The 14,483-nt window shown below is 40.0% G+C and carries 16 protein-coding genes; 15 read left to right on the top strand and 1 reads right to left on the bottom strand.

Annotation, left to right across the window (positions count from 1 at the left end; all coding sequences use genetic code 11):
* Nucleotides 1-52: 52 nt before the first annotated feature.
* The 6 genes from DVW06_RS08855 (at nt 53) to DVW06_RS08880 (ending at nt 6,641) form a co-directional block, all read left to right on the top strand.
* Nucleotides 53-334: a hypothetical protein gene (locus tag DVW06_RS08855; RefSeq protein WP_003126954.1), complete on the top strand. Its 282-nt coding sequence runs from the start codon at nt 53-55 to the stop codon at nt 332-334.
* Nucleotides 335-337: 3 nt separating this feature from the next.
* Nucleotides 338-2,374 carry a cation:proton antiporter gene (locus DVW06_RS08860; protein ID WP_003126955.1) on the top strand — a complete coding sequence of 679 codons (2,037 nt, stop codon included), beginning with the start codon at nt 338-340 and terminating at the stop codon, nt 2,372-2,374.
* A gap of 121 nt (nt 2,375-2,495) precedes the next feature.
* Nucleotides 2,496-4,400: an ABC-F family ATP-binding cassette domain-containing protein gene (locus DVW06_RS08865; RefSeq protein ID WP_117474605.1), complete on the top strand. Its 1,905-nt coding sequence runs from the start codon at nt 2,496-2,498 to the stop codon at nt 4,398-4,400.
* A gap of 14 nt (nt 4,401-4,414) precedes the next feature.
* Nucleotides 4,415-5,362 (top strand): thymidylate synthase, encoded by a 948-nt coding sequence (locus DVW06_RS08870; RefSeq protein WP_117474604.1) that lies wholly within the window; start codon nt 4,415-4,417, stop codon nt 5,360-5,362.
* 28 nt (nt 5,363-5,390) lie between these two features.
* Entirely contained in the window at nt 5,391-6,143 is a 753-nt protein-coding gene (locus tag DVW06_RS08875) for a hypothetical protein (protein WP_029486969.1), read from the top strand.
* Nucleotides 6,144-6,146: 3 nt separating this feature from the next.
* A complete protein-coding gene (locus DVW06_RS08880) occupies nt 6,147-6,641 on the top strand; it encodes a dihydrofolate reductase (RefSeq protein WP_003126959.1) in 495 nt (164 codons plus the stop codon).
* 63 nt (nt 6,642-6,704) lie between these two features.
* Here DVW06_RS08880 and trhA read toward each other — a convergent pair whose 3' ends face one another.
* Complete coding sequence (trhA, locus tag DVW06_RS08885; protein WP_096710822.1) at nt 6,705-7,358, bottom strand: PAQR family membrane homeostasis protein TrhA; 654 nt, start codon at nt 7,356-7,358, stop codon at nt 6,705-6,707.
* 126 nt (nt 7,359-7,484) lie between these two features.
* Here trhA and DVW06_RS08890 point away from each other — a divergent pair, with 126 nt between their 5' ends.
* The 9 genes from DVW06_RS08890 (at nt 7,485) to DVW06_RS08930 (ending at nt 14,483) form a co-directional block, all read left to right on the top strand.
* Nucleotides 7,485-8,327, top strand: a complete 843-nt coding sequence (locus tag DVW06_RS08890; protein WP_034704768.1) for a DegV family protein — start codon at nt 7,485-7,487, stop codon at nt 8,325-8,327.
* A 130-nt stretch (nt 8,328-8,457) separates the two neighbouring features.
* Nucleotides 8,458-8,715 carry a hypothetical protein gene (locus DVW06_RS08895; RefSeq protein WP_227760699.1) on the top strand — a complete coding sequence of 86 codons (258 nt, stop codon included), beginning with the start codon at nt 8,458-8,460 and terminating at the stop codon, nt 8,713-8,715.
* A 114-nt stretch (nt 8,716-8,829) separates the two neighbouring features.
* The gene (locus DVW06_RS08900; RefSeq protein WP_285926961.1) at nt 8,830-9,759 is read left to right on the top strand and encodes an SGNH/GDSL hydrolase family protein; all 930 of its coding nucleotides are present in this window, start codon (nt 8,830-8,832) and stop codon (nt 9,757-9,759) included.
* On the top strand, nt 9,759-10,397 hold the full coding sequence (locus DVW06_RS08905; RefSeq protein WP_137264568.1) for a YpmS family protein: 639 nt from the start codon (nt 9,759-9,761) through the stop codon (nt 10,395-10,397). Before DVW06_RS08900 ends, DVW06_RS08905 begins: the two co-directional genes overlap by 1 nt.
* Nucleotides 10,397-10,918, top strand: coding sequence for a peptide-methionine (S)-S-oxide reductase MsrA (gene msrA, locus DVW06_RS08910; RefSeq protein ID WP_003126966.1), 522 nt, complete (start codon nt 10,397-10,399; stop codon nt 10,916-10,918). The genes DVW06_RS08905 and msrA overlap by 1 nt, the downstream gene beginning before the upstream one ends.
* Nucleotides 10,911-11,132, top strand: a complete 222-nt coding sequence (locus DVW06_RS08915; RefSeq protein WP_003126967.1) for a YozE family protein — start codon at nt 10,911-10,913, stop codon at nt 11,130-11,132. The genes msrA and DVW06_RS08915 overlap by 8 nt, the downstream gene beginning before the upstream one ends.
* A gap of 75 nt (nt 11,133-11,207) precedes the next feature.
* Nucleotides 11,208-12,629 carry a S41 family peptidase gene (locus DVW06_RS08920; RefSeq protein ID WP_003126968.1) on the top strand — a complete coding sequence of 474 codons (1,422 nt, stop codon included), beginning with the start codon at nt 11,208-11,210 and terminating at the stop codon, nt 12,627-12,629.
* Between the two features lie 26 nt (nt 12,630-12,655).
* Nucleotides 12,656-13,204 carry a signal peptidase I gene (lepB, locus tag DVW06_RS08925; protein ID WP_137264569.1) on the top strand — a complete coding sequence of 183 codons (549 nt, stop codon included), beginning with the start codon at nt 12,656-12,658 and terminating at the stop codon, nt 13,202-13,204.
* Nucleotides 13,205-13,646: 442 nt separating this feature from the next.
* Nucleotides 13,647-14,483, top strand: coding sequence for a PRD domain-containing protein (locus DVW06_RS08930; protein ID WP_003126971.1), 837 nt, complete (start codon nt 13,647-13,649; stop codon nt 14,481-14,483).

Genomic DNA, 14,483 nt, shown 5'->3' on the forward strand with positions numbered 1-14,483 from the left:
TTTCATTTTAACTGACTTCTATTATAATTGACTAGAATTGCAGGGGGCTATCATGACGAAGCAATGTTTAACGAAACAAGAATTGATGGAACGCCTAGGGGAGTTCTCACCAGCAGAAAAAAAAGAAATCCGCGAATATTTGCAACGGAAGAATCCATTGCTGTTTCGCAAATTTGAACGCATGAAACATGAATTATTTCGTCTAGAATCAAGACGGATTCAATGTGAAATCGAAAAAAATGAAAAGGAGTTGAATCAGCTCGATCATAAGATTCTCATGAAAAAAGAACATTTTCTTGAGTTATTAATCGCAATTCGAAAGAAAAGAGGATAATGGATGGAATTTATTGAACTTATCATCATCATCGCGATCCTCGTGACCTTTTCAAATATTGTCAGCAAAATACTGCCATCAGTACCGATTTTCTTCATTCAGATTATCTTAGGCATTCTGCTAGGATTGACTGAAATGGGACAAGAAATCGCATTCGAACCAGAGATGTTTCTAGTGATGATCATTGGACCGCTATTGTTTCGAGAAGGAGAACGAGCCGATGTTCCGGAAATCTTGAAGAACAGTAAGATCGTTTTGTTTCTGGCCTTTGGCGGTGTTTTGCTGACCTTATTTGCAGTGGGAACGACACTGCATTGGCTGATGCCATCGATTCCTTTGGCTGCTTGTTATGCTTTTGGCGCTGCCTTAGGACCAACAGATGCGGTAGCCGTCTCATCTTTAGCGAAACGCTTAAAAATTTCCAAGAACATCATGCATATTTTAGAAGGCGAAGGTCTTTTGAATGATGCTTCCGGGGTAACAGCGCTCCAATTTGCTATCGTTGCTTTAGTCACTGGTAGCTTTTCTGTTATGGGGGCTGGCTTTCAATTGCTTTTTTCGAGTATTGGCGGCGGCTTGATTGGTTACTTGATCGTTTGGTTAAAACGGCGGATCATTCGCTTTATTGAAAAAATATCTGCCCAAGATGTCACTGTTTATCTGTTGATCGAACTACTATTGCCTTTTGCAGCCTACTTGATTGCAGAAATGGTTGGAGTATCTGGTATCATTGCGGCAGTTGTTGCCGGTGTAGCGCAAGCACAAAGAAGACGACGAGTCTCTTTGTTCGATGCGGAACTAGCCAATATCTCTGAAAGTACGTGGTCAACAATTGTATTTACGTTGAACGCCCTTGTTTTTTTATTTTTAGGGATTGAACTTTCGCAAGTATTTTCACCCATTTGGGAAAGCAATTCTTATGCAAACGGTCATTTAGTCTTGACCATCGTAGTAGTAACGCTCGTTATCTTCTTCATTCGTTTCTTATTCCTTCTTTTTTATTATCAGTTTTTACAATCAAAAAAAATCGTGGACTTGAAGCAAGTAGCTTTGTTGACCTTTGGAGGGGTCAAAGGAACGGTCAGCTTAGCGGCAATTTTTATCTTGCCTGTAACGATCAACGGTGACCAATTTGAAGCCCGCAGTTTGCTCTTATTTTTGACGGCTTGTGTCATCTTAGCGACTTTAGTGATCAGTGTACTTGTCTTGCCCTATTTGGCAGATGGTGAAGCTGCCGAATCTGTTGATTTCAATCAGTTGCTGATTTTAGAAGAAGTCATCCAGATCTTGGAAGAAGAAGAGAAAGAAATTACGGATGCCAAAGAGCGCTTAGCGACAGATGCAGTAATCAATACTTATGAAAATCGACGCTGGGAATTGTATCGCAATAGTTTAACTGATTCTGAAAAGCAAGAGATACAGGAAATTCAAGGATTGATTCTATCCATTGAACAGGATGGTTTGGATGAAGCCTACCGAAAAGGTGAGGTTAGCTCCAATGGGTATCGCTTTTATTCCCGGTTCATTTCGCAGCAGCAGCATTCGTTAGCAAAACAGTTCTTGTCTTTTTTCAGTTTTTGGCTTTTGATCATTCAACGTTTTGTACGGATCATTTTTCATCCCAAGCTGTTTTGGCAGCGCCAGCAGCAGCTGAAGGATGCATTGAAACAAAGAGATATATCAGAAGTACAAAAAATCTATATCAAAAACAGTGATTATATTTTTCATAGTTTAAGCAACTTAGAAGATGTCTACGATTCATCTTTGATCAACTTCTTTATACGTCAAAGGGAAATGAGCTTAAAGCGTTTTGAGCATAATAACTTCATTGAGACTATCATGATTGAACAAGAACCGATTTTTGTCAAAAAAGTTTTACGAGGCTATTATTTAGAACGAAAAACGATCGATGAATATGAGGTAGCCGAAAAAATTCCAACGATCTCTGCAAACGAATATCGACGCAACGTAAATCTCTTGGAATCTTATGCGATGGCTCGCGCAGATGAACAGCCGAAACAGCGAATGTTTCGTAGATAAAACAACAACTTCTTCGTCTCAGGGTTGAGATGGAGCGGTTGTTTTTTTCTTTTTTCTTAAAGACCCTGTCATGCTTATGTGGTACAATGGGCGAAGAAAAATAGATCTCAGGAGGGATTCTGTGAAAGAATTAAAAGTAAGTGAGCTTACAAAAACTTACGGCGATAAAACATTATTTGATCAGCTTTCTTTTCTGATACATGAGAAAGACCGGATTGGCTTGATTGGTGTCAATGGGACAGGCAAATCAAGTTTACTAACGATCTTGGCTGGAATTGAAGCCGGAGATGGCGACCGTCCCTCTGTTTTTAAACCACAAGATTATCGAATCGGCTTTTTGGCGCAAGAAAGTCAATTAAAAGAAGAATTATCGGTTGTTGATGCGGTCTTCCAAGGAACAAGTCCATTAATCAAAACCGTTCGTGACTATGAGAAAGCTTTGATTCAGCTGGAACAAAATGGCTCAGATCCTACAGTGCAAGCTGCCTACAGCAGAGCAGAAGAAGCTATGAATAAAACAGATGCTTGGAATACGGATACAACGGCAAAAATCATTTTGCAGAAATTAGGGATTTCAGATTTAAAACAACCAGTCAATGAACTTTCAGGTGGGCAAAAAAAACGGGTGGGGTTAGCGCAAGTGTTGATCGATGAACCGGATTTACTATTGTTGGATGAGCCGACGAACCATCTTGACTATGAAGCTATCCAATGGCTAGAAGGCTATTTGAAAAACTATCGCGGCGCACTGATGATGGTCACTCATGATCGCTATTTTCTTGACCGGGTAGCCAATCGCGTGTTTGAACTCTCTTTTGGTAAACTTTATGAATATCAAGGAAATTACGAGGACTATTTATTAGCCAGAGCAGAAAGAGAACGTATTGAAGAAACCCAAGAAGAAAAACGGCAACAGTTATATAAGCACGAGCTGGCATGGATTCGGACAGGCGCCAAAGCGAGAACGACTAAGCAACAAGCGCGAATTGATCGTTTCGACGATTTGAAAGAGAATATGAACCAAGTCAAGCGGAATGGAGAAGTGCAGATTGATGTTGCGACCTCACGTTTAGGTAAGCAAGTGCTGGAAATCAAAGAAGGTAGTTATGCAATTGAAGGCAAACCAATTCTATCTCAATTTGATTTATTGATTCAGTCGCGAGAACGTTTAGGCATTACTGGTGAGAATGGTGCAGGTAAATCAACCTTGCTGAATGTGTTGGCGGGACGTCTCTCATTAGATTCAGGAACACGGATTATTGGCTCAACCGTCAAATTAGCTTATTATACGCAAACCAATGAGACAATGGATCCGGAACAGCGGATGATTGCTTATTTACAAGAGGCAGCAGAAGAAGTAGAAAAAACAGATGGTGCCCATGTCAGTGTAGCGGAAATGCTGGAACAATTTTTGTTCCCCCGTTTCATGCACGGAACAAAGATCGGTAAATTATCTGGTGGTGAAAAACGCCGCCTATTCTTATTGAAATTATTGATTGGTCAACCAAATGTTCTATTGTTGGATGAGCCAACGAATGATTTGGATATTGATACATTAACTGTTTTGGAGAACTATCTTGAATCATTTCCTGGTGCCGTAATTACAGTTTCTCATGACCGTTACTTTTTAGATAAAGTTGCTGAAAAATTACTTATTTTTGAAGGCAACGCGCAAATTGTTCGCTTCTATGGTTCGATAAACGAATATTTACAAAAGACAGCAACGAAACAGGGCACAAAGAAAACTGCAGCCTCACAACCTGACAAAGGGCTACAAAGCAAATTTGTTTCCGAAAAGCCAGTCAAAAAGAAACTAAGCTACATGGAACAAAAAGAATGGGCAACGATCGAAGATGAGATTGCTCTGTTAGAAGAACGAGTCGACGCACTAACTGAAGCGATGAATCAGCAGGGGGATGACTTTACGAAATTACAGCAGCTCCAAGCAGAAGTTACAGAAACAGAACAATTGTTAGAAGAAAAAATGACACGCTGGGAATATTTAAGCGAGTTTTCAGACGACTAATAAGGAGGCCCATTATGGAACAAGCATATCTTGATTTAGGAAAAAAAATTTTAGAAACGGGAAATGTCAAAGGGGATCGCACAGGGACTGGAACCAAAAGTATTTTTGGTCATCAAATGCGATTTGACCTCTCTCAAGGATTTCCATTATTGACAACCAAGCGCGTACCTTTTGGTCTGATCAAAAGCGAGTTACTCTGGTTTCTTAAAGGAGATACCAATATTCGATTCTTACTGCAACACAAGAATCACATTTGGGATGAATGGGCTTTTGAGCGGTATATTAAAAGTGAGGACTATACAGGTCCTGATATGACTGATTTTGGCCGTCGCTCATTAATTGATGAAGAATTCAATGCCAGCTATCAAGAGGAATTGCAAAAATTTTGCGAACGTATTTTAAATGACGAAGCATTTGCAGAAAAATTTGGTGATCTAGGTCATGTTTACGGGTATCAATGGCGTCATTGGGAAACTACTAAAGGGGAATTTATTGATCAGATCAAAGAAGTGATTGAAATGATCAAAACAACGCCAGATTCTCGGCGCTTGATTGTTTCCGCATGGAATCCAGAAGATGTGCCGTTGATGGCGCTGCCTCCTTGCCATACCATGTTTCAGTTTTATGTTCATGAAGGTCGACTAAGTTGTCAGCTTTATCAACGAAGTGCCGATGTTTTTTTGGGGGTGCCTTTCAACATTGCTAGCTATGCGTTATTGACTCACTTGATCGCTCACGAGACAGGACTCCAAGTCGGCGAATTTATCCATACTTTAGGGGATGCCCATCTGTATAGCAATCATATGGAACAAATGAAAGAGCAGCTTTCCCGAACAATTCGTTCTGCACCTACGTTGCACTTAAATCCTGAGAAACAATCGATTTTTGACTTTGAGATAGGAGATATCACGATTGAAGGCTACGATCCGCATCCCACGATCAAGGCACCGATCGCTGTCTAACTTATTACAGTTGGGAGTGAGAAGATAGATGACAAACGATTTACAGCGGGGAATCGTCGCAACGCTGCATATTACGTCAAAAGATACCATTTCATTATCAGATGTAGAAAAAACAATTACGATCCTTCGTTCTTATTTTTCGCAAGTCATTTTAGCAGTTTCTGAAGTAACGAAACCTGAAATCAAGCGGTATTTATGGCAGCTGCCGCCCCAGATCTATCTCTTTGAATTGCCAGCAGTCGGTGCTGGTCCAGCACGTCGGCAAGCTGTGGCACGCGCTGGAAAGGCATTTCCGCAACTCGCTTCCTTTCAATTATGTGATTTTGATCGTTTGATCACTTGGTGTGAGGAATACCCAGATGAACTGTCAGCTTTGAGCTGTCAGCCGTTTCCTACGAACACTTTCTGTATATTAGGACGTACAAAGAAAGCCTTCCTAAGCCATCCAACTGCTTGGCAGCGGACAGAAAAGCTGGTCAATGAAATTGCAGCGGAAGTTTTTCATATCAAGGGTCTTGATATTACCGCCGGCAGTGTCTTGTTTTCTGCGGAATTGATTCCTTTACTAGTATCCGCAGATTCTTCAAGATGGACGGATGGCGAATGGCCAACCAAAGTGAAGCATCATGGAGGGCATATTTTTTATCAAGCGTGCGAAGGCTTGTGTTATAAAGAAAGAAATACCGATCATCTGCAAGCACAGCCTGCTTATCAATTAATGAGAAGGCTGCAGATTGCAGCGGCTATTGCAGATTCACTTTATCTAGAAAGGGAGTTTTGAAACATGTTGATTGCACTTTGGGCACAAGACAAAAATGGTTTGATTGGAGAAAACGGCACATTGCCATGGCATTTGCCAAACGATCTGAAATTCTTCAAAGAACAAACTACTGGAAATTCGCTCATTATGGGGCGAAAAACGTTTGAGGGCATGAAGAAAAAAGCATTGCCAAATCGAACAACAATCGTTTTGACCAGTGACACAGCATATGAAGCAGAAGGCGTATTAGTTATGCATGATCGACAAGAAGTCTTGGATTATACTGCACAGCAAGATCATCCTGTGTTTCTAACTGGGGGTTCTGGAGTTTTCGAATCGATGATCGAAGATTGCGATCAGTTGTATCGAACAGTGATCGACGAGACATTTACCGGAGATGTCTACTTTCCTGAGATCGATTGGTCAAACTGGCATTTGGATAAAGTCATAGAAGGCGTAGTGGATGAAAAGAACATCTATCCGCACCGGTTTGAGTTTTATAGTAAGCAGAAAAAATAAATAAGGCAGCTGTTACAACATATGGTTGTAGCAGCTGCCTTATTTAAGTAAAAGTGGGTTGGATCATGTAAACCAAAGAACGGAAAAATACATTAGTCCAGCTCCGAGCATAACAAACAAATGCCAAACCACATGCATGAAGCGTACGGATTTGATACTGTAGAATAATGCGCCGACGGTATAAGAGACACCACCGCTTGTTAACAGAAAGGTACCCCAAAAACCCAGTGAAGCAATCAATGGTTTAAATGCAATCACGCAGAGCCAGCCCATAATAATATAAATTAGTGTGGATATTTTTGAAACCGTCTCTTTTTTATGCAGTGTGAGTGACTTATAAACGATCCCGCTGATGGCTAACAACCAAATCAAAATGAAAAGTGTCCAGCCCAACCAACCTTGAATACTCAGCAAGCAAAACGGCGTATAACTGCCTGCGATCAATAAAAAAATCGAGGCGTGATCAAAGACTTGGAAAACTTTTTTTGCTCGTGTGAACATCAAACTATGGAAGAGCGTAGAGAATAAGAATAACAAAATCATCATAGAGCCATAAATCGCATAGGAAATGATGTGAATAGGGGAATCTAATCGAGCCCCTTTAATCAAAAGAATAACGAGTCCAGCTATACTTAATCCAAATCCGATACCATGGGTCACCGCATTGAGTACCTCATTCAGAATCAAGTAGCGTCGTGTAAATTTCATATGATCCATCAAGCACCTTCCCTTCGAATTTAAATAAGATGAAAAAATTTTTTCTCTCTGTTATACTGATTATAAATGGTCTATGGTTATTTTACCACGAAAAGAGACTTGATTTAAAGAGAGAGTGAATGTATGATGGCAAAGCTTAAAGTTGTAACGGATTCCTCCTGTACGATGGAGCCAACCGTTCGAGACCAATTGAATATCCATGTAGTTCCGTTATCTGTAATGATCGATGGGATGGTTTATCCAGATGATGATTCATTGCCCGGAGAACGATTCATGCAAATGATGGCACAAGCAAAAGAACTTCCAAAAACGAGCCAACCACCGATTGGCCATTTTGTGGAACTGTTCGATGAATTAGGAAAAGATGGTAGTGACGTTTTATCGATACATATGACAAAGGGTCTGAGTGGAACTGTCGAAGCTGCCAGACAAGCAAGTAATTTGTCGAAAGCAAATGTGACAGTGATCGATAGTGATACGACAGATCAAGCATTGTCGTTCCAAGTGATTCGGGCAGCTCAATTAGCACAAGAAGGCAAGACATTAGCTGAAGTTTTGCCGGAAGTTGACAAAGTTCGAGAAAATACCAAATTATTTATTGGTGTCTCTACATTAGAAAATCTGGTAAAAGGCGGTCGAATCAGTCGTGCCAAAGGGTTATTATCCAGTTTATTAAATATGAAAGTGATTATGGATTTCGACCATTCAGAATTGATTCCAATCGTAAAAGGACGCGGTGTAAAAACATTTAATAAGTGGTTTGAAGAATTGAAAGACGAATTGAAACGCATGCCGAATGTGAAACAAATAGGGATCTCTCATGCAGAGGGGTTAGAGATCACAGAACAATTCAAAAAAGAATTGCAGCAACTCTTCCCAGAAATGAATATTCCACTACTTCATACCACCCCAATCATCGCTACCCATACCGGCAAAGGCGCATTCGCCATTACGTATTACACCGAATAATTTTAATGACAGTATCCAAGCGATTCGTAAACACGAATCGCTTTTTGCTGCGAATCACAATGATTGGCTTGCGAAGCAAGACAGAATTGATGATGAGCAGTACTAGGCGAGCTGAGCGAGCGTAGTAACCTTGAAAAGAATCACAATGATTGGCTTGCGAAGCAAGACAGAGTTGATGATGAGCAATGGCGAGCCAAGCGAGCGCGACCTTGAAAAGAATCATTATGGTTGTCACTCGAAAAATGACTTTTACATTCTTTTTAATGTAAGTTTAGAAGCAACTGCAGACGAAACAATGAGTACAATGAGTAGCCGAGCAGTTGATGAAGCGGGACTCGAATCAAGCAGATGGGTAGAAATTGCTTCATACTTCGCTGCTCTTCGTTGATTGAGTTTCTCGTCAATCAAAACATTTCGACTATGAATTTAATGAGAATTTTGATAAAATAGCTTAGATTATAGGTTAGGAGATTGAAGATCCGTGAAGTGGAAAAAAGTAGCAATTTATCTTTCAGTTGTATTGATCGTAGCTTTAGGTACTGGAATGCTCGGTCATTTTTTGATTCCAAAAGCGCAACCATTGCTCACACCAGTTGCGAGAACGGCAGAAGAGGGAAAGACCAAAAATGTGATCAATTACATGGCCTTAGGCGATTCGCTGACTGAAGGAGTCGGTGATGAGACGCAACAAGGAGGATTTGTGCCCATCGTTGCAGCCGATTTGCAAGATCGGTATCATTTAGCAAATGTTGTGACGACGAACTATGGAATTGCTGGAGAGCGCAGCGATCAAATCCTGAAACGAGTGAACAAAGACAAAGAATTGCGCAGTGACCTAAAGAAGGCTGACTTGATTACATTGACCGTCGGCGGGAATGATGTATTAAAAGTGATTCAAACTAATTTTTTTGGTTTGAGTGTCGATTCTTTTACCAAACCCATGGCCGACTATCAAGAACGATTAGTAGAGATGTTTGAGCAGATTCGTCAACTGAATGAAACAGCACCCATTTATGTGTTAGGGATATATAATCCTTTTTATTTAAATTTTCCAGAAATTACTGATATGCAAACGATTATTGATAATTGGAACAAAGCAACAGAAACATTTGTCAAACAACAGCAAAATGCTTATTTTATCCCAATCAATGACTTGCTATACCAAGGACTAAGTGACGAAGTTGGGATCGCAGATACGGATTCTTCTGAAGCAGGCGCTTCAGGATCAGCAGAAACTTCGGATACCACAACTTCCACCACCAACGGTATGACCGGTACTTCAGAAACTGGGGGAACAAAAGTGACCAACAATGTACTGTATGATGGGGATCGTTTCCATCCAAACAATCTAGGGTATCAGCTAATGGCGAATGCTGTTCGTGATGAATTAATCAAAACCCAAAATGTTTGGCTGATGAAGGAGGAAAAATAATGAAACAAGAAACTAATGATGTGGATAAAAAAAGTCCAATCAAAAAAATGAATTGCTGGAAAATTGCTTTTCTAGTTTTAGTAGGCATTCTGTTGGGAACAACTGTCTTTTTTGCTTCACGGGTGTTTCAACAACGTGAATCTGGGATCTCAGAAAGTGCAGAACTAGTCAAACGAGACGGTAATCCTGTTTTGACCATCAACAGTAATAAGAGTCAAGTCAATCAATTGATCGATTTCTATTTAACTGATTTTCAGAAAGATCAAGAAGTAAAATACAATTTCGAGTTGAGAAATGAGGCACTACTGACAGGTCAATTTAAAGTGCTGAACTTTCCAATCACATTTTACTTATACTTTGATCCTTATGTCACCGAAGAAGGCAATGTTCAGTTAAAAGCCAAAAGTTTATCAATTGGTACTTTAGATCTGCCGACCAGTGAAGTGTTAAAAATGATCAAGCGCAGCTTCAAGTTTCCAGAGTGGATCGAGGTCAATGCGGATGAACAAATTATTTTGATTCGCTTGGATCAATTCCGCATGCAAAACGGCTTGTTTATCAAAGCGAATAAAATCAATCTAGTAGATGATGAGATCCAAATGAGTCTCTATCTGCCAGCAGAAACGGAGGACAAATAATGGAACGAGCAATTTTTGCGGGAGGGTGTTTCTGGTGTATGATTCAGCCTTTTGATGAGTTAGAAGGAGTACAGTCCATCTTTTCCGGGTATACGGCTGGACACACGGTTGACCCGACCTACGAGGAAGTAAAAAGTCATAAAACCGGTCATACAGAGGCTGTTGAGATCATTTTTGATCCAGAAAAAATCAGTTTTGAGGAATTATTGACTATTTATTGGCAACAGACGGATCCCACGGATGCTTTTGGGCAGTTTGAAGATCGAGGAGACAATTACCGACCAGTCATCTTCTATTTCAATGAGGAACAAAAACAAAAAGCAGAAGCAAGCAAAGCCGCTTTGCAAGCATCGGGTCGCTTTAATGCCCCAATCGTAACGAGTATCGAACCTGCACAACCTTTTTATTTGGCAGAAGAAGAGCATCAAGAATACTACAAAAAGCATCCTGAAAATTTTGCTCGCAATCATGCGAGACGAGCAGCTTTTCTTGAGGATCACTGGGAGAATACGCATGCGTAAAAGTTTTTATACTTATTTAATGGCCATCAAAGGGCCTAGTCATACTGATGAGGCACAGATCTTTGCGACACATGCAAGTCATGATATTCAATTCCCAAAACATACCGACGATTATGATGAAGTTTCTTCTTATTTAGAATTGAACGTCGATTATTTGCCTTCTATGGATATTTTTGATCGTATTTGGGAACAGTATGTGGAGGATAATAAATAAGAGAGAGTGGAGTGGAAACTTCCTCTCTTTTTACACTAGAGGCTAAAAAATTAATGGACAGAAAGGTGTCTTTCTATGAAAAATGTTTCTTTTCACCGTTATGTGATCTCACTGATTTGTGTCGCGATCCTCTCGGGAGGCGGTGTCTACATTTGGCAAAAAAGTACGGCTGCAACACAATCCCCACAGAATCAGCCCACAGTGGCGACATCAAATGAACTGGAAAAAGTTCAAACGCTTTTTGACCAAATTCGTGCCAATTATTACCAAGAAGTAGATGAGGATGTCTTGGTCGAAGGGGCATTAAAAGGAATGACCGATGCATTAGGTGATCCTTATACAACGTATCTTAGTGAATCAGCAGCCAATGAATTGGATCAGTCTTTATCAAGCAGTTTTGAAGGAATTGGCGCCACCCTTACCCTTGTCAACGACTATCCAGAAGTGGCACAAGCCCCTATCAAGAACTCCCCAGCTGAGAAAAACGGTTTGCGTCTAAACGATCGTATTTTGAAAGTGGATGGGAAAGAAACGAAAGGCCTGTCATTAACAGAGGTCGTAAACAACATTCGTGGCAAAAAAGGGACCACAGTCAAGTTGACGATCCAACGGGAAAAAGAGACCTTTGACGTATCGATTACACGAGATACGATTCCAGTGGATACTGTTCATACAGACCTTGATAGTGAGAAAAAAATCGGGAAAATCGAAATTACGACTTTTGGTGAAAGTACTGCCTCCGAATTAAAAGAAGGAATTGAGTCACTGAGAAAGAAAGGAGCAAAATCATTTATTCTGGATGTCCGGCAAAATCCTGGTGGACTTTTAGATCAAGTACAGATCATGGCTAGCATGTTTTTAGAAGATGGAAAAACGATCGTTAAGTTTGCAGATGATAGTGGTGTCATAAGTGAAACGAAGGCAAGTGCTGCTCTTGATGAAGGATTCAAAGTCACAGAACCGGTTGTCGTCTTGGTTGATGGCGGCAGTGCATCGGCCGCAGAAATTTTTGCAGCTGCGTTGCAAGAATCCGCAGATATACCAGTTGTTGGTACAGAAACCTTTGGTAAAGGAACTGTACAAAATGTAAAAGAATTAGGAGACAATAGTGAGTTAAAGATGACGGTCATGAAGTGGCTGACGCCAAATGAAGAATGGGTCAATGAGCAAGGTGTAATGCCAGATCATCAAGCAGATTTTCCTGAGTATGCCTATTTAGCTCCATTACCAAGAGACAAAGAATTGAAAGAAGGGCAAAGCTCAGAAGCAGTTGATCGGTTGAATCAGTTTCTTTCTGCACTAGGTTATCGGACCACCGGAGATACATTTGACCAAACCACCGTATCAGCCGTTCAAGCCGTTCAGCAAAAAGCTGAGCTGGAAGTGACAGGGAAAGTGAATGCAGAAACAGCACAAGCAATTGAGAAAGCTGTGACGGATCAATTAAAACAAGAAGATCATGCTTATTTGAAAGCTGTCGAGTTATTATCAAAGTAGTAACAAAGTAAAAGAGGAGGGACATCATGCAGCGAAGAAAAATCTGGATCGATCGCTTTTGGTTCATCATTAAATACGCGATTATTGCATTGGCCTCTGCATTCCTGATTCGTGCATTCTTGCTGATCCCTGTACCGGTGGGCGGAAATTCAATGGAAGGTACCTTAAGACAGGGTGATATGGTTTTGATCGAGAAAATCTCACTCATCAAGCGATTTGATGTCGTCGTTTTTCAAATGCCGGATGGTTCCACCTATATTAAGCGAGTGATTGGATTGCCTGGTGAATCCATTCGTTACGAAAATGATCAACTATATGTTAATGATCAGCCGGTAGATGAGAATTTCCTAGTGAAAAATCGAAAGAATGATCACGAAAATGTCTCTTATACGAATGACTTTGATCTACAGTCATTGTTGGGCGTTGAAAAGCTGGGGAAAGACAGCTATTTCGTGATAGGTGACAATCGTCGTGCCTCTAAAGACAGCCGATCATTTGGTGCCATTTCTGGAGATGCGATTTTAGGAAATGCTCGTTTTGTTTATTACCCACTAACCCATATGCGCTTTATATAATGAAAAACAAAAACATCATTTATTCATATTTTTGCGTAGGTATCGCTACTTTCAAAAAATATGAGTAGATGATGTTTTTAATAGCAGCTAGTATTTTTCTGCAGAAATCAATGTTGTTGGATCCTTTGCTTGATAATAAAATGCTGTTCTTGTGTCATGTTCTTTACATAATTATTTAACACTTACTTTGTTGTTTTTCGTTATTCTATTGAAACGAACAAGCAAGAAATAATTTTATAAGTAAGCGTTGACAGTGCCATTTTAAGCTGATATACTTTGGCTGTAAGTTAGAAAAAGGAACGAGAAATAGCGCCGCAGCTGTTTCTTGAGTTATGTTACTGAGACGATCAGGCAGAACTCAGAATATATATCAAGTACACTTTCTTTTGTAAAGTTTATTTGATATTTATTCTGAGTTCTTTTTTCTGGAAAGGAGAAACGAATGAAAGTTAAAAAGATTATCAATAATAATGTTGCCTTAGTGGATAGAGGAGGGCATGAGTCGATCATCTACTTAACAGGAGTCGCATTCAAGAAAAAAGTTGGCCAACATATTTCTGACTCTGAAGTAGAAAAGACCTTTGTCTTAGATAGCCAAGATCGATTAGAGCATTTTAGCTACCTCTTATCTCGCGCCGATGATCAATTGATCCTGCTTGTAAACGAGCTCGTACAATATGGAGAAAAAGAAATCGGCAAAAGTGCCAATGATTATCTTTATTTAGCTTTGTTAGATCATTTATCCTTTGCATTGAAACGGGCAAAAAAAGATCAATATTTGAGGAGTCCATTGACTTGGGAGGTAAAAAAATTCTATCCCAGTTATTACAAAATTGGGTTAGAAGCCTTGGAAAGGATCAATCAAACCTTTCAAGTCGATTTTCCTGAAGATGAAGCCGTTGCCATTGCCTTACATTTTGTTAACTTGCAGGAAACGAAAGCAAAGTTTGATGAACAATTAGCTGATATGGAAACGTTGCGGGATATGCTGAATATTATCAAATATCATTTTACGATTACTTTAGATGAAAACAGCATGAATTATATGCGTCTTGTGACCCATCTCCAGTATTTCATCGAACGATTGCGGAACAACCAGACCTATTCCGACAATGAGTCTCAACTTTATAAACAAGTGAAAGCAATGTATCCGGAAGCATTTGCCGCGGTTGAAAAAATTGAGATCTATGTCAAAGGAAAGTTCAACAGTTACCTGACACAAGAAGAGTACACCTACTTAATGATCCACATCAATCGTGTAACAGAAAGAGGAGAATGA

The sequence above is a fragment of the Enterococcus sp. ARL09-542 genome, assembly GCF_005234805.1.
In the GTDB taxonomy this organism is placed as follows: Bacteria; Bacillota; Bacilli; order Lactobacillales; family Enterococcaceae; genus Enterococcus_D; species Enterococcus_D gallinarum.

Coding starts and splice junctions, on each gene's coding strand:
- DVW06_RS08890 (WP_034704768.1), top strand. CDS start 7,485: ATGGCAAAGCTTAAAGTTGTAACGGATTCCTCCTGTACGATGGAGCCA.
- DVW06_RS08855 (WP_003126954.1), top strand. CDS start 53: ATGACGAAGCAATGTTTAACGAAACAAGAATTGATGGAACGCCTAGGG.
- lepB (WP_137264569.1), top strand. CDS start 12,656: ATGCAGCGAAGAAAAATCTGGATCGATCGCTTTTGGTTCATCATTAAA.
- DVW06_RS08930 (WP_003126971.1), top strand. CDS start 13,647: ATGAAAGTTAAAAAGATTATCAATAATAATGTTGCCTTAGTGGATAGA.
- msrA (WP_003126966.1), top strand. CDS start 10,397: ATGGAACGAGCAATTTTTGCGGGAGGGTGTTTCTGGTGTATGATTCAG.
- DVW06_RS08870 (WP_117474604.1), top strand. CDS start 4,415: ATGGAACAAGCATATCTTGATTTAGGAAAAAAAATTTTAGAAACGGGA.
- trhA (WP_096710822.1), bottom strand. CDS start 7,358: ATGGATCATATGAAATTTACACGACGCTACTTGATTCTGAATGAGGTA.
- DVW06_RS08875 (WP_029486969.1), top strand. CDS start 5,391: ATGACAAACGATTTACAGCGGGGAATCGTCGCAACGCTGCATATTACG.
- DVW06_RS08860 (WP_003126955.1), top strand. CDS start 338: ATGGAATTTATTGAACTTATCATCATCATCGCGATCCTCGTGACCTTT.
- DVW06_RS08920 (WP_003126968.1), top strand. CDS start 11,208: ATGAAAAATGTTTCTTTTCACCGTTATGTGATCTCACTGATTTGTGTC.
- DVW06_RS08880 (WP_003126959.1), top strand. CDS start 6,147: ATGTTGATTGCACTTTGGGCACAAGACAAAAATGGTTTGATTGGAGAA.
- DVW06_RS08915 (WP_003126967.1), top strand. CDS start 10,911: ATGCGTAAAAGTTTTTATACTTATTTAATGGCCATCAAAGGGCCTAGT.
- DVW06_RS08905 (WP_137264568.1), top strand. CDS start 9,759: ATGAAACAAGAAACTAATGATGTGGATAAAAAAAGTCCAATCAAAAAA.